Origin of the sequence: Anabaena sp. 4-3 (assembly GCF_001597745.1) — a bacterium.
Classification (GTDB): Bacteria; Cyanobacteriota; Cyanobacteriia; order Cyanobacteriales; family Nostocaceae; genus Trichormus.
Window position 1 is genome coordinate 17,234 of sequence record NZ_LUHJ01000056.1, and the last position, 14,062, is coordinate 31,295.

A 14,062-nucleotide genomic window follows, 5' to 3' on the forward strand; every position below is an offset into this window, starting at 1 on the left:
AGATTGCTAAACCATATTGAGTCAATACTTGTTGCTTTAGCAAGAGTAGAAAGACGTAGGACATAAATCCATACAAGTATTACATTTATTGATCAAATTTCTACCTCAAGTTATTAATTTAAATCAATGAATTTTTAGGCAAAAATGAATATAGCTAAATCAGCAGTTTTGTTCCCTAAACTGCAAGACGTTGCTCCTGGCATAGCTTAACCAGTAAATCATACCTCTTCAGGCATAAAAATATACTGTTCAGTTAAGTTTTGTTATGCGATTCATTAAGTTTTGAGTATGTCTAGGTAACAATGACCAAAACACAACAAAGTTATCTATGCCTAGACACCAGCTAAAAATTTACTACCTCACAGATTGTGTTCATGGTATCCCAAAAGAACTATACAGTTGATAACACATAAATATAAAAAAGCTGCTCCTGAAATATTAATTACAGTTGGCTGCCGAGTTTACAATTTTCACCTCATATTGCCCACCTCTAATTTTCTGCCAGAGAATATTTATGATTGGATTTGAAAAGTAGATACTGAATGTAACATAGATTAATGTTGCTTCAGCTGACTTTTCCCTACTCAGATGGGTGTGGATACCAGGAAATATGCTGGTTAAATATTCGCTTTCTAGCAGCTACATCTGCTCATCCGGTTGGTTATGCAAAAAAAAAGCAGTATTAGAGTGAGATTTTAGCAAATAACATCCAAATTTTGTAAAAATTTTTCATCCAATTCCTTGTTATACCCCATTGGTCTACACGGTGGCGATTTAGGGGGTAAGAAAAAGTTAATCTGTTCAGTCCAAAACCCTGATGTAGAGCCACGATTTTACTCTACGAGCAGCCGCATTACGCGCATTTTCGTATTTAATAATACCAATAAAGTTCACAAAGTAATTAAACAGAACAGGACTATGTTATTGGCGCAGCGTGAACGGGCGAACCCTGGCCGCAACAAGCTGAAATTTTGGCTGTTGTTTTGGCTTTTGCGTAGCGCACTCAGGTTCAGACTCAGGTAGTTTAGGGTTTGAAATTTCTGCTGATCTGAACCAGATTGGCGCATAGTGGTGTTAGCCACTTAATAGAGCTTCGACGAACTCGTAGCTAGAAAAAGGACGCAAGTCTTCAATACCTTCGCCAGCACCAATAAACCGGATGGGCAAGCCTAGCTGGTGAACAACTGCCAGGGCAACGCCACCTTTAGCAGTACCATCTAGTTTGGTTAAGACTACGCCACTGAGTTGGGCGGCTTGGGAAAAGACTTCAGCTTGTCGTAATCCATTTTGACCGAGAGTAGCATCTAAAACCAAAAGCGATTCTACTTTGGCGTTGGGGGCTTTTTTGTCAATAATCCGCCGAATTTTACTGAGTTCATCCATTAAGTTTTTCTTATTTTGCAGTCGTCCGGCGGTGTCAACCAGCAGTAACTCTGTTTCTCGTGCTTGAGCAGCTGCGATCGCATCAAATACCACGGCGGCGGGATCTGTATTCTTCCCAGGATTGGCAATCACTTCTACACCACTTCTACTACCCCACACCTTCACCTGTTCTACAGCCGCAGCCCGGAAGGTGTCTGCTGCCCCAATCAAGCATCTATAACCGGATTTTTGGGCTAAGTGGGAGAGTTTACCAATGGTGGTAGTTTTACCCGCACCATTGACTCCGGTGATTAACCAAATATTCAGCTGATCTTTGTCTGGGGCAAAGCTAGGTTGATAAGATGTTTTTAGGGGTGCTTCTAGCATATCCCGCAAGATTTCCTTCAGGAAGGCGATCGCTGCTTCAGGTGGGGTAACTTCTGCCCGCATTTTTTCCTGAAGCGCATTAATAATATAATCTGTTGCCTCTACACCCACATCAGCCTGCAACAGTACAGCCTCAATTTCTGTTACCGCCGCTTGGTTAAGCGGCCCTTGTCCCACAATCGCCTTCAGTTGATTCAGGATATTGCGGCGGGTTTTATCCAATCCTTGGCGGAGTTTTTGCAACCAGGTAATTTCTTCCAGAGAAATATCATCAGCCCGTCTACCTTGGGCTGCTAATACCTCTGCTGACCAGACAAATCCTTCATCAAAAGCCAGTCCAGGGGTTGCTTCTACTGTCTCTGTAGCTGCTGGCTGCACTACTTCTGGTTCTGGGACTTCAATCGCACTAGCTATTAATCTCTCTTGTTTGGCTTGCCTTTCGGCTGCTGCCCGTTCTAAAAAGGATAATGTAGCCGGTGGTGTGGCTGCTGATGCTGTCGCCTCTGAAGCGGTGTCTGGCTCTGGAACACTGGCAACAACAGTTGTATCTTCTATTTCTGCTGTAGTCACACTTTCGGCTTCTACCTCTTGAGTAGCTGCAACAGCAGGAGTTTCTTCTACTTCTGGGGGTGGGGTAGTTTCTGTAACTTCAGTTGTAAGCGTTGTCGTTTCCACCTCAGCCGTTACATCTGGGATTGGCTCCTCTGCTGAGTCTGGTGTAGTTTCGACAATTTCAACTTTTTGTTTTTCCTGAATATTTTTATAAGCGGCTTTAGCAAAGGCCAATAAGTCAGTCGTTGAGTCTGCTGGTGTTGTCGGCGGCGTTGCGGCTGACTCTACTTGGGGTTCTTCTTTGACTGGCGGTGTTTCTCCCTGTTGTGTTGGCGCGGGGGTAGTTGAGGAATCGTTATGTTGACGACGGAACCAATTAAAAACCATTGCAGCTAGCGGTGTTAGTGTTAGTAAGTTATGAGCTATGAGTGTCTAAGTTACGAGTTTAATTTAAACCTTCACTCTTACCTGGGGTGAAAACTGTTGATTAATCTCCGGGTTATCCACACCTTTAACTCAAAACTTACCACTCATTAGCAATTCAAAATAGCCTACGGTCAGACTTACGTCTACAAAACTCTGGATTGGGCATTGGGCATGAAGCATCAAACAACTCAAAAGTCAAGAATTATAGGCAAACATTCTTGAATTTTGAATTTTTAATTTTGAATTGATTTGTCCCCAGTCCCTGTGACTAAGCAGTTTGTTTCTGCTCTGTAACTCGACGTAGCACACCATTAATAAACCGATGTCCTTCATCTCCACTGTAGCGTTTTGCTAGCTCTACGGCTTCGTTAATAGCCACTCGATCAGGCAGTCCTAAAAATAGCATTTCTGCTACGGAGATTCTCAGAATATCTCGGTCGATTTGAGCCAGACGAGTCACTTGCCAATCTACCAAAGCTGTGGCAATCTGTTCATCAATGATATTGCGATGCTCGGTGATTGTTTTCACCAATTTGATGGCATATCTACCCACTTCCCGATCCTGACTAGCTAGCTGAATTAATTCGGGAAATTCAATTGCTGCTCCCAACTGATTAATAGCTGTTTGGGTATGTTCCATTGCTTCTTTGAGCATGGTTCTGGCTATATTCAGGTCGGCGGCGCGGGTTTCGCTGGTTAACAGGCGGTCATGACTACGTTGCAGTTCACCGGTGGCGTTATCTAAGGTATCTTGAACTTCTGCCCTCAGAGTACGTACTGTTGCTAGTACCAATTTAGGCAGATGTTCCTCAGTTAACTTTTTCGGGTTTACTGGTAACTGGCTCAGGCTTAAAAGTGCCAATTCGCGGGCGATTTGTTGGGGTTTACGTTCTTGCATAAAAGTTAAGTTTTTCCGTAATAATCTAATTTGAGAGTGACTAATCTATCAATTTTGATAGAGCCAAACAACCATATTATCTGTTTGGCTGTACATTTACCGGATTGTTTTTAAGTTTCTTCGATAGGAACGATTGGTCTTTTAATTTCCTTGGCTGGTGTTTCCAAATTATGTTCTTTGTTACTCATGAGGGCGGGTAAAGATGTATTGGGAGTGACAATACCGCCAGAGACTATCACTTTAAACGCATCTTCTACAGACATTGACAGGTCAACTACCTCATCTTCTGGAACTATGGCATACCATCCTGTAGTCGGGTTCGGGGTAGTGGGAATGAAAATGCTTAACATGGGACGAGACATACAGGCTTGAATCTCGCTACCGATCACACCTGTCACAAATGCGATCGCCCACATTCCCCGACGCGGATACTCTACTAAAATTACTCGGCGAAATTTATTGTTGGAGTCTTTAAGTAGTGTTTCCAAAAGCTGTTTCAGGGTTTTATACACCTGTCCAGCTAAGGGAATCGCCTGTAAGAATCTTTCACCAAAATCCAGCAACCACTTACCAGCAATATTTCTAGCCATCAACCCAATCAACAAAATACTCAGGAATGGTACAGCTAGCCCTACTGCTAAATTCAGGATATTGACTAAAATTGGGTGCAACCCATCAAAGGGATTGAGTTGTTTCGGAATTTGGGTGAGAAAGTTAATCACCCAATTAGCAACAGTGATTGTTAGCCAAATAGTAGTTGCTAATGGAATCACCACTAACAACCCAGCAATTAAGTCATTCTTTAAGTCTTGTTTGAGATGGTCAATTTTCAAGCCCCTATTCTCTTTTTTTAGGATAGTAGAACTTTCTTTTTTAGTGTTCATTCCTGTAGATTTGTCCAATTGCGAAGACACTAATTGTGTTTTTTTTGACTGCAAACTCCTGTCTAAAACGACAATAATTTGAATCCTTGCCATGAGAATACGCACTATTTGCTGGGAAACTCAGGCTTTCCGGCAAAGTGCATATAGACACACCTCAACTTAGCTCAACGCTAGTTCGTGTTTCAGGATGTTACTTTTATTCGGACAACTTGTAAACGATTGTTGCAAATTTCTTGCTTATTACTCATCTTACCGCTTTCAGTGAAAAGCTGCTAATGCTGAGAAATTCAGCATATCGCCATGATAAGAGGAGTTGATTCTGATGATTTGCAACTAAACGAAAGTGATGTTTATCAAAGTGTGATGTTAAAAATTTTAACTTATGACATCAGCCTTTGAGGCTTCTGAAGTGCTGTAACTTGTATTGATCTGGTTTTGAGGGTGTTGGGCATCTAAACTAGGGGTAGGTATATATTTCAATTCCCAAGCTTTCAGCAAAATCAAATATTCGTAGAATGCCTGTAATGTACACCAAGCCAAGCCAGCACGACCGTCTAAGCAACCACCCAACAGAAAATACATATACAAAAACCGCAGTAATGGTCTAGCGGGTAAACGCAAAGACAAATCTTTCAAAGCGTGTCGTCGTTCTACTTCAGACTTACCAAAGAACAAATTTCGCCAATTCACCCGGCCATTTTCTAATTGATACAAGGTTTCTCTGGCTTCATCAGTAGAATAACGGTTGTGTTTTTCAATCCAACGGCTTAAACCTTTACTACAGGTATAGTGGGGATAGGTTTCTTTTAAGAAACTGGTAGCTCCGTCGCATATTTCCCGTTCAGTATGGCCGTAATCTGTAAACCAAACTTTTCCGTGACGAAAAAGACGCATTTGGTAACGGGGGTATTGAGTGCTGCGGCGAATCCATTGATTCATAAATATGACACGTTCGGCAACGTAGTAACCGATGTAATCTGGATTTTGCTTGGCTTGTTCGCATTCAGCAAACAATTCTGGTGTCATGCGTTCATCGGCTTCGAGGATATACACCCACTCGTGTTTGGGGGGGATAGACTCCAGCATCCAAGTGCGTTGTCGTCCGTGACTTTCAAAGGGGTGTTGCACAAGGCGCACAGGATAACGATTGGCAATTTCTACGGTGCGATCGCTACTACATGAGTCTACAACAATAATGTCGTCGGAAAGCATCGCTGACTCAATACAAGCTGCAATATCTATTTCTTCGTTATAAGTCAGTATATAAATTGAGAACATTCTCAGTTTGGTAGTAATTTTGCTAAGTGTTAAATATATTTTGATGAGCGACGCTTGACGCTCTGAGGCAGTATAAACTGTCAAAAAATCTTTGAAATTTTACACTGCCTCATGTTGAGAAAATTTAACGTGCAGGGACTTTTTTAGGCTTACCACCTTGCAAAGCACCCATACCTCTTAACCCTGTCCAACCGATGATGATATACCCGATAGACAATAGCAAGCTACTCATGCCAATCCGTAGTCCCGATTTCCAAGCATTATCTTTAGCTTGTTTGGCTGCTTCTTCCCTGCGCTGACGTATTTGATTTAATCTTTGATTAGCCAAACCTTGAGGATCGGTTTGCTGGGCAATAAACTGATCAAGTTCTTGGGGATTAGCTTTAAATTTTTTGAGTAGTTCTTTTTGGGCGGCTGGAATTTGGGGATTTTTTAATGCTTGTTGATATTTCTGTTCATCTTGCAGCAATTCAGTAAATTGAGCTTTAGCTTGGTTGCGTAGTTGTTCCAACTGCGCTTTTCCTTGCTCATTATTCAGTTGGGCTTGCACTTGGGATAACTGGTTTTTCATTTGGTTTTCTGCTTGTTCTGCATCTCGGTTGATTTGATTTACCGTTTGCACACTAGCTTGTCGTACATTGTTGAGGTGCAAGGGAAAAATCAGCAAGAAAATTAAACCTAAAATGCTGCAAAGCACCAAAACTGGTAATCTTAAGCCAAAACCTTTGGCACCACCCTCACCAGCATCCTGCATCCAATAACCAGTGAACAAAGCCCCCACGCCTACTAAGGGTACAATACCTCGGTCTACAAGTGCTGTTGCTAGGTTGATTTGCCATAACCTATCTGTTGGTTGAAATGGCAATAACAGCACCAAAAAGTCCAGTAAAAAGGACAAAATTAAAATTGTTCCCACCACTTTCAGGGTGAGGGCAGCATTTACAGAACTAACACGGTTAACCATAATTTCTCAAATTTTGACTCAATTCACAGTAGAAGTTACTTGCATATTCGGTCAGGTTGTTTGTAATTCCAAGTATGCTTGGACATACAGAAAAACGTATGCCATCATAGTACAGAATTTTGGTTTTTGGATGAGAAGCTACACCACAGTAACATTTGTTATTCAGGGTGTCCTCGGCAAAATGCGGTATTTTAAACTACTAAGGTAGTTTATGTTGAATTTGCCTGTCTCATGTTAACTTTCCTATTGAGAATGCGTTGCCAAATCAGTAAATCCTCTCGTCTGTCAATATCGGCTAAGGTAGGTAAGTAAAAATACGAGATGTGAAGTTGATTGGCAATATCTATAGTTTGTTGTAGTACCTGAGAAGTTCCCCAATCAATGTTACAGAACAATTCCGGGATGTAGCGACGTAATCCTATCAAATAATAGCCCCCGTCTATTGCCGGGCCTAGCACTAAGTCAAAAGTTTGCAGTTGTGTAAAGGCTTGAGCCAAAATTTGATCATTAGCTTCTGGGCAGTCAGTACCGATAATCACTACTGTTTGTGCATTGTGTTGAAAAGCATCAGCGAGCGATCGCCCCATCCGCACACCCAAATCCCCGTCCCCTTGACACTGGTATAATAAACCAGACCCCAACCACTCTTGCATCAGTTGCAAGTTACCACCCGCAAATCGCACTTCTATAGATATCCCCTCTTGCAATTCCAAAGCCTGAGATATCGTGTATTCAGTCATCTCTCGTTGCAAGTTCGCCGCACCAACACTACCCAAAGCGGGTATCAGTCGGGTTTTTGTCTTCCCCGGTTCAGGGTAGCGGGTAAAAATAATTAAGTGCTGGTTGGTAATTTTTAGTGATTTTGGCACAAATACCTAATATCAATTAACTAGAAATATCTTAATAGCAATACTTACCATCGTCCGCTTGAGTCTTCTCTTTTGCAGTTCGCATCGCCCCTAAAATTGTGGAGACAATTACACACCGCTTGGCTTTACTTCCAGACTTACTAGACAGAGTGATTCTTCCTAAAGGTGGTTGTCTCACACTTCCAAAATAATCAAATTGAATGCGTCTCACACCGTCTGACTCTTGTAAAGTCGTTTCGCTATCTAGCTGCACACTAGAATCTAGATTATTCCAATTAGCACGAGTCGGACTTGTACTAGCAGGATGAACTGCCCATTGAACAATACCATCTTGTTCGCGAAAGCTAGCTTGCCAAGTCAATTTTTCCTTGCTGGCTTGGCTTTGGGCTTGTCGCATAGCATTGTAAACTTCGTTTTGAGCCTTACTGAGACGTTGAGTTTCTACAAAGGCAAACCAGTTAGGTAATGCTAAAGTTGCTAAGACACCAATGGCTACAACTACTACCAATACCTCTGGTAATGTAAAGCCATCACTAAGACGGTGATGGCAGCAATGTTTTTGATTAACTAAAAATAATCGATGCACCTGAATCGACATTTTCAACTTGAGATAATCCTAATTTACTGACTACTGCACAAAAACCTCGTTTTTGCTTTCTGCTTTCATTTTAGTCAGTAAATTAGTAGATATAAACTTAGGAAACATAACAATTATTAATGATTTCAGAAATAATTTAATCATAAAATTTATCCGCTTGAATCTATAGTCATCATAGAAAAAATATTTTCCTAAAAAAGCTGCTGCTATTCTACCTTTTTGTCGATTAAAAGGTGCTTGTAAAGCTTTACAGGTCAGATATTTATATATATTTGCCTTGCTCAAGTGTAAAATTTTAATATCTGTTGATGGTCTGAGTTGATATGCAGTGTTAAGAACTTGTAGACAAGATTTTTCTTGTCTAGTTAAATTAGAAGATACGGAATTAGCACTGACTCGATATAAAATCTGTACAACGGGTACAGCTACGAAATTGTACTTAGCAGCTAACCTCAACCACATATCCCAATCTTGAGCAGCTTTTAAAGATTCATCAAATCCACCTAATTCAATTAAAGCTTCTCTACGAATTAAGGGATTAGAACCATTTTCTAAAAAATTATTTACTAATAACTGCTCATAAACATCTCCATTTGCAGTAGTATGGGTACCTGAAACGAGAAATTTACCATTTTCATCTATATAATCAGTCCAACTATAAGCCACATAAGCCTCGGCGTTATCTTGTAATGCTTCTAGTTGTGATTGTAATTTTTCAGGTGTCCAAATATCGTCGGCATCTAAAAAACTGATATATTCTCCCTTGGCGCGATGTAAACCACGATTACGGCTAACATTCCCCCCCGCATTCTCGAAAGAAAACACTTTAAGTCTTGAATCTTGAATTTGAGCAACAATATCTAAAGTTGCATCTTGTGAACCATCATTAATTACAATTAATTCTAAATTAGTAAAAGTTTGTTGTAAAACCGATTTAATTGTTTCTTTAATAGTTTTCTCGCAATTATAAGCTGGTATAATTACTGAAATAAGCGGCGGATTTACTGGCGAATTATTCATGAGTTAAATGAATATCTTTACTGAATAATTTATTAGCGTAGAAAATCAATGAGTAAACAGGACTTAAAAGACTTGCTAAATAAAAGTTAAATTCAACCAAAGCGATAATATCACTATTTAAAGTATTTTTATATTTGATAAGGTGATGAAATAATCGGCGGATATTCCCAAAAATGGTTTTCAATAAAATGATGGGTGAATGCCATTTTTTAGCATTGATTAATCGCAATTGGAAAATACATAAACCACAACTACGCGCTATTTTGAGTAAGTAATTTCTTTCTAGTCGCCAGTGAGGAATTTGGTGAGCAATGTGCATTGCCGGATTATACCAGATTTCCCAACCAGCTTTGTAAATATATAAGAGGACTTCTGTATCCTCTCCACTCACCATTAACTTCCCGATTCTTCCTTTAAAAACTAACTGATTAGGTACGCTTTCTAACCAGACTTGCTTACGGATAACTAATGCAGCACCTGGAGGAAGTTTTAAATTATTAGCATCGAATATATAAGCTTGTTGTCCATGTTCTCGAATGGCTAAAAAAGCCTGAATACGAGAAAAATTTTCTGGGGGATTTACTTCAAAATCGCCATGTATTTGACCACTCCATGCACCAGCACGCGGATGTTCTTTACCAAACTGAAAAGATTGTATCACCCAATCATCAGCAGGTAAATTGTCATCATCTAAAAAAGCTAGAAACTCTCCTTTAGCCGCATTTACAGCCCTTAACCGCGCGAAGGCTAATCCTTGTTGTGGTTCTAAGACATAATGTAAAGGAAATTGGGTAAATTTTGTTTGGTAATTACTGACTACCTCGGCTGTGCGATCGCTGCTATTATTATCGATTACAATCACTTCCCAATTGAGATTTTCTACTCCCGTCTGAGTCAATAGTCGTTCTAAAACTTGTGGTAAACGTTCCGCACCGTTCCATGTCGGAATCGCAACGGTAAAATCTAGGGTATGATTGATTTCTGCTATTTTGCTTTGCATATATAAAATCAAGTTAACGACTTACTTATGTACCTTTATGCAAATATCCATTTTTCCAGAGATAAAAAGGACTCATGAGACTGCTGACAAATAGTTCAGTTTCGCAAGCTATCACCAAATCAGTTTTTATTCTGGTTCTATACTTAAGTATTTGTAGGATGATTTTCCTGATGTCATTGAGCATATAAGCAAGCATGATAAATGGTTTGAGATAGGGTTTTACATTAACCATTCTCGTTACATAACGACTCAAACCAATTCCTCTGAAAAATGGAATTAAATATTCTCTTTTTAATCGAGAAGCTGGGATTTTATGATAAATTTCCATTTCTGGGTTATACCAAACTTCCCACCCAGACTTTTGGAAATAACACAGCATTTCTAAATCTTCACCAGTCAGCATATTCCCTGTGACTCTACCAGTTAGAAGCGGTTTTTCTGGTACACTTTCTAACCAAGCTTGACGACGCACGACTAACCCAGCAGAAGGAGGTAGCAATTTTTTGCTTGGCTGATAAAATAGTGGTTGATTTCCCCGCTCTGTAATTGCTAAAAAAGCACTGATACGCTGAAAATCGGCTGGTGGTTCTACTTCCCAGTCAGGATGAATTTGACTACCAAAAGCACCAGCTTGAGGATATTTTTGAGCAAAGTCATAAGCTGCTGCTACCCAAGTTGTTACCGGGTAGTTGTCATCATCTAGAAAACCTATTAACTTACCTGAAGCAACTTCAACTCCTTTTTTTCTGGCGTAAGCTGCACCTTGTTTAGCCTCAAAGTGGTATTTTAAAGCATAAGGAAGTTGCCATTTTTCTTGATATTGCTGCACAACTTGTGCTGTGTTATCGGTACTATTATTGTCTACAACAATAATTTCCCAAGCAATATTTTCAGTCTTAATTTGATTTTGCAGTCTTTCTAAAAGTTCAGGCAAGCGATTTGCGCCGTTATAAGTAGGTATAACTACGGTAAAGTCAATACTGGCACTCATTTTTCACAGATTATACTTGGGTTATTTTGTTGTTTCAGGTTGTTGTACTGATATCTTGGACTCAAGCCCAAATGACTGGAAGTCTCAGCCCAAGAGCAAGATGTAAGTTTAGAAAAGGGTCAACACTCACCACAGGTGACTTTGTGCTTAACTGTGACTCGTTGTGCAGAAATAGTTAAATAAAATGTCAAACAAAAAAACCGCGTCCTACAACACAATTTTGCTCTGAAGAGACGACTTATAGTACCGTATTTTCACTAGCTTTTAAGTTAAATTTTCTTATATATTCAGTTATTTAACTACAGTCACCATCTTTTTTGGTGAGGGTAGCACCTAAAATAGTTTTTAAGATGACACAGCGTTTGGTGTTATTGGCAGATACAACAACTTTGATTCCTGGTGTTTCATCCGAACCTGATGGTGCAGTGCCAAAATTCGCACCTGGTAAAGTACCCATGTAATCGAAAGTAATTGTTTGTGGTGTGCTGGAAATTGCACTGACAGCAGCACCAGCAGTGTTTTTACTGGTGAGATTTGTTGAAAGTTGTAGTTTTCCAGATTCGATTTCTAAATCTTCCCCCAATTTACGCCAATTAGTTGGTGTTGTACCTTCATAAAGAGCAACTAGAGGAATATTGTTGTCGTCTACTTTAAAACTGACGCTGTAGTCGCGTTTTTGCCGTTTAGCTTGTCGCTGTGCTTCTTGAATTGCGGCTAAAATAGCATCATTTGCTTTATTTAGCCGTTGTTGGCTTAAAAACCTAAACCAGTTAGGAGCTAGAATTGCCGCTAGCACTCCTATCATCAGCACTACTACGATTATCTCTATTAAACTAAAGCCAGCTTCTGGTTTAACCAATTTTACAGCCAAGCGGCTTGCTAAAGGTTGCTTTTGGCTCTTATGATTGTCTTTACAGGTCTGCAATAACTGAAAACTACGCTGGTTCATAATCAACTGCCGTGAATTTACGCTTTTGTTGTCAGCATTTATTGAGTAAATAAGTATCCACGTCCTTGCACTCTGATGCTTGCAGTTGGAAAATAAGCACTTCTATTAGCTGTATAGTTCAGGTTATTGCGTTGCAAGCGAGCAAGGGCGTTACCTCGCAAAAATACTTCGACTGTAGTCGTATTTTTATTGACACAGGCAGAAAAACTTTTCATTTTAAAAGTGTCACGAGTATTAAAATTAGTGGTGTTCGGAGCTACTGCGGTGAAGCCAGTGGGACAATTTGCCTGAATTGGTGGCGCGGGATTATTGGTGCTTAAGGTGGAATCTATATAATCAACCAATACTATGGGCGCACCGGGAGTAACAGTTGTAACTACTTCTGTTTCACCATCTTTAGTAGTATATTGGCTCAGTCGTTTCCAGGTATTCATTTTTTCTTCTAGAGTACCTATACCATCAAGGCTAAATGGAGCATAGCCACTGCTGGGACAGTAACCACTGACATATTTTCCTGTATATCCATCACAAGTTACGCCGCTAGCACTGGCTACACCGTCTCTAATCTGCCATCTGGCGATGCGAGCAGCATTAGACCAAGTGTTATTACTGTCTTTGATTAAGTAATAAGCAACCAGTGAATATACATAAGTATCATTTTTTTGATCACCTGTAATTGTAATTACTTGGGGGATTAATTCTCGTTTCCAGAAAACTAGGACTGGTACTCTATCTGTTGAGTTTGAGTTAGGTAGTTCAGTTCTGATAGCATCAATACCAGCAGAATCATAAACATAGATAGCCTGTTGCAAATCACGGGCTATGTAATCTAATGCTGCTTGTATTTCTTGCTCAGTATTAGCCTTGGCTTGCTCTTGTCTATCCGTATTCATGACGCTAATCATGAAGCCTAGCAATGGTGTAATGACTATGAATGCGATGAGCAAGGCTACCAATAATTCAATTAGGGTAAAACCATTAGATTGCTCTATGGGTTTAGAGCGTTTCAGTTGGCTACTGAGTAGGAATTTTAGTACCCTCATCATAACTTTGGTTTTCCCTAGAGTTGAATAGATACACAGATGTAAAATAATTAGATTCTTGCCGTTAATTACAGGCTTTATTTGTTGCTACACCAAGACGCTGACATAAAGCCCTAAAGGAAGTGTTCATGTTACCAATGTCGGTTGTCATTTCCACTAGAGGCGATTGCCGATCGCCTAATCCACCAGTAAAAGGATTTTGTGTGTTCTTGGTAGTGGTGGTGCTAGCAGTTAGAGGCTTAGAAAAGTCAACATCTGCTCGATAAACTCTGATTCCTAAACGGTAGCCATCATTAACATCTGTACTTTGGACAATCCGGGCAGCTTGTATATAAAACAAATCACTTGTACAGGCTGGATCAGATCGATTAGAAATACTGCCATTCTTGTTAAAGCAGTACAAACTGGTTCTTGTCAATGTTGTAGGAACTGGCATTTTGGTAATGTCAATTAAATAGTCCTGTGGTTTACCCGTTATGCCTGGAATCTCTGGTGTAGTTTCTGTAGCAGCTACACCAGGTACATCTTTAAGTCGTCTGGGAGCAGATGCGGTTGAAGCACTAAGTAATGGAGTGATATCAATTGGGGTTGTAATTGTTCCGGCTCTGACACCATCAATGAAAGTTCTAGCGGCTTGTGTTGCTAATTCTACACGGCGAGCCTGAACTCTGGTAGCTGTTGATAGCACGAGTACGGGGGCGATCGCTGTTAGTAGAATCGCCACAACAATCATTGCTACCAAAGACTCAACAATAGTAAAACCGGAATCATCACAAGAGGTTTTTTGTTGCTGTTTCATACGTTTGATCATTGCTCATCACCAGCTTTGAATATTTGATTC

Annotated in this window: 13 protein-coding genes; all 13 read right to left on the reverse strand. The window is 40.1% G+C overall.

The annotated features are described in order from the left end of the window. Nucleotides 1–1,074 precede the first annotated feature (1,074 nt). The 13 genes from ftsY to hpsB all read right to left on the reverse strand — a co-directional run bounded on the left by ftsY (nucleotide 1,075) and on the right by hpsB (nucleotide 14,032). Nucleotides 1,075–2,688: a signal recognition particle-docking protein FtsY gene (gene ftsY, locus A3775_RS14830; protein ID WP_066425599.1), complete on the reverse strand. Its 1,614-nt coding sequence runs from the start codon at nucleotides 2,686–2,688 to the stop codon at nucleotides 1,075–1,077. Between the two features lie 307 nt (nucleotides 2,689–2,995). Next, complete coding sequence (gene nusB, locus A3775_RS14835; RefSeq protein ID WP_066384278.1) at nucleotides 2,996–3,625, reverse strand: transcription antitermination factor NusB; 630 nt, start codon at nucleotides 3,623–3,625, stop codon at nucleotides 2,996–2,998. 110 nt (nucleotides 3,626–3,735) lie between these two features. Continuing rightward, nucleotides 3,736–4,509: a DUF502 domain-containing protein gene (locus A3775_RS14840; protein WP_066384454.1), complete on the reverse strand. Its 774-nt coding sequence runs from the start codon at nucleotides 4,507–4,509 to the stop codon at nucleotides 3,736–3,738. 375 nt (nucleotides 4,510–4,884) lie between these two features. Beyond that, on the reverse strand, nucleotides 4,885–5,787 hold the full coding sequence (locus A3775_RS14845) for a glycosyltransferase family 2 protein (RefSeq protein ID WP_066384282.1): 903 nt from the start codon (nucleotides 5,785–5,787) through the stop codon (nucleotides 4,885–4,887). A 124-nt stretch (nucleotides 5,788–5,911) separates the two neighbouring features. Continuing rightward, nucleotides 5,912–6,751: an HpsJ family protein gene (locus A3775_RS14850; RefSeq protein ID WP_066384283.1), complete on the reverse strand. Its 840-nt coding sequence runs from the start codon at nucleotides 6,749–6,751 to the stop codon at nucleotides 5,912–5,914. 209 nt (nucleotides 6,752–6,960) lie between these two features. Continuing rightward, entirely contained in the window at nucleotides 6,961–7,620 is a 660-nt protein-coding gene (locus tag A3775_RS14855) for a TIGR04282 family arsenosugar biosynthesis glycosyltransferase (protein ID WP_066425601.1), read from the reverse strand. A 31-nt stretch (nucleotides 7,621–7,651) separates the two neighbouring features. Continuing rightward, a complete protein-coding gene (locus tag A3775_RS14860) occupies nucleotides 7,652–8,218 on the reverse strand; it encodes a GspH/FimT family protein (RefSeq protein WP_066384287.1) in 567 nt (188 codons plus the stop codon). A gap of 30 nt (nucleotides 8,219–8,248) precedes the next feature. Beyond that, nucleotides 8,249–9,238 (reverse strand): glycosyltransferase, encoded by a 990-nt coding sequence (locus A3775_RS14865; RefSeq protein WP_066425602.1) that lies wholly within the window; start codon nucleotides 9,236–9,238, stop codon nucleotides 8,249–8,251. Further along, the gene (hpsE, locus tag A3775_RS14870; protein ID WP_066425604.1) at nucleotides 9,231–10,238 is read right to left on the reverse strand and encodes a hormogonium polysaccharide biosynthesis glycosyltransferase HpsE; all 1,008 of its coding nucleotides are present in this window, start codon (nucleotides 10,236–10,238) and stop codon (nucleotides 9,231–9,233) included. Before hpsE (A3775_RS14870) ends, A3775_RS14865 begins: the two co-directional genes overlap by 8 nt. Before the next feature lie 25 nt (nucleotides 10,239–10,263). Beyond that, entirely contained in the window at nucleotides 10,264–11,229 is a 966-nt protein-coding gene (gene hpsE / locus A3775_RS14875) for a hormogonium polysaccharide biosynthesis glycosyltransferase HpsE (protein ID WP_066425607.1), read from the reverse strand. 295 nt (nucleotides 11,230–11,524) lie between these two features. Further along, entirely contained in the window at nucleotides 11,525–12,178 is a 654-nt protein-coding gene (locus A3775_RS14880; RefSeq protein WP_082803761.1) for a prepilin-type N-terminal cleavage/methylation domain-containing protein, read from the reverse strand. A gap of 38 nt (nucleotides 12,179–12,216) precedes the next feature. Next, nucleotides 12,217–13,221, reverse strand: a complete 1,005-nt coding sequence (gene hpsC / locus A3775_RS14885) for a hormogonium polysaccharide secretion pseudopilin HpsC (RefSeq protein WP_066425608.1) — start codon at nucleotides 13,219–13,221, stop codon at nucleotides 12,217–12,219. 64 nt (nucleotides 13,222–13,285) lie between these two features. After that, on the reverse strand, nucleotides 13,286–14,032 hold the full coding sequence (gene hpsB / locus A3775_RS14890; protein WP_066425610.1) for a hormogonium polysaccharide secretion pseudopilin HpsB: 747 nt from the start codon (nucleotides 14,030–14,032) through the stop codon (nucleotides 13,286–13,288). Between the last annotated feature and the right edge of the window lie 30 nt (nucleotides 14,033–14,062).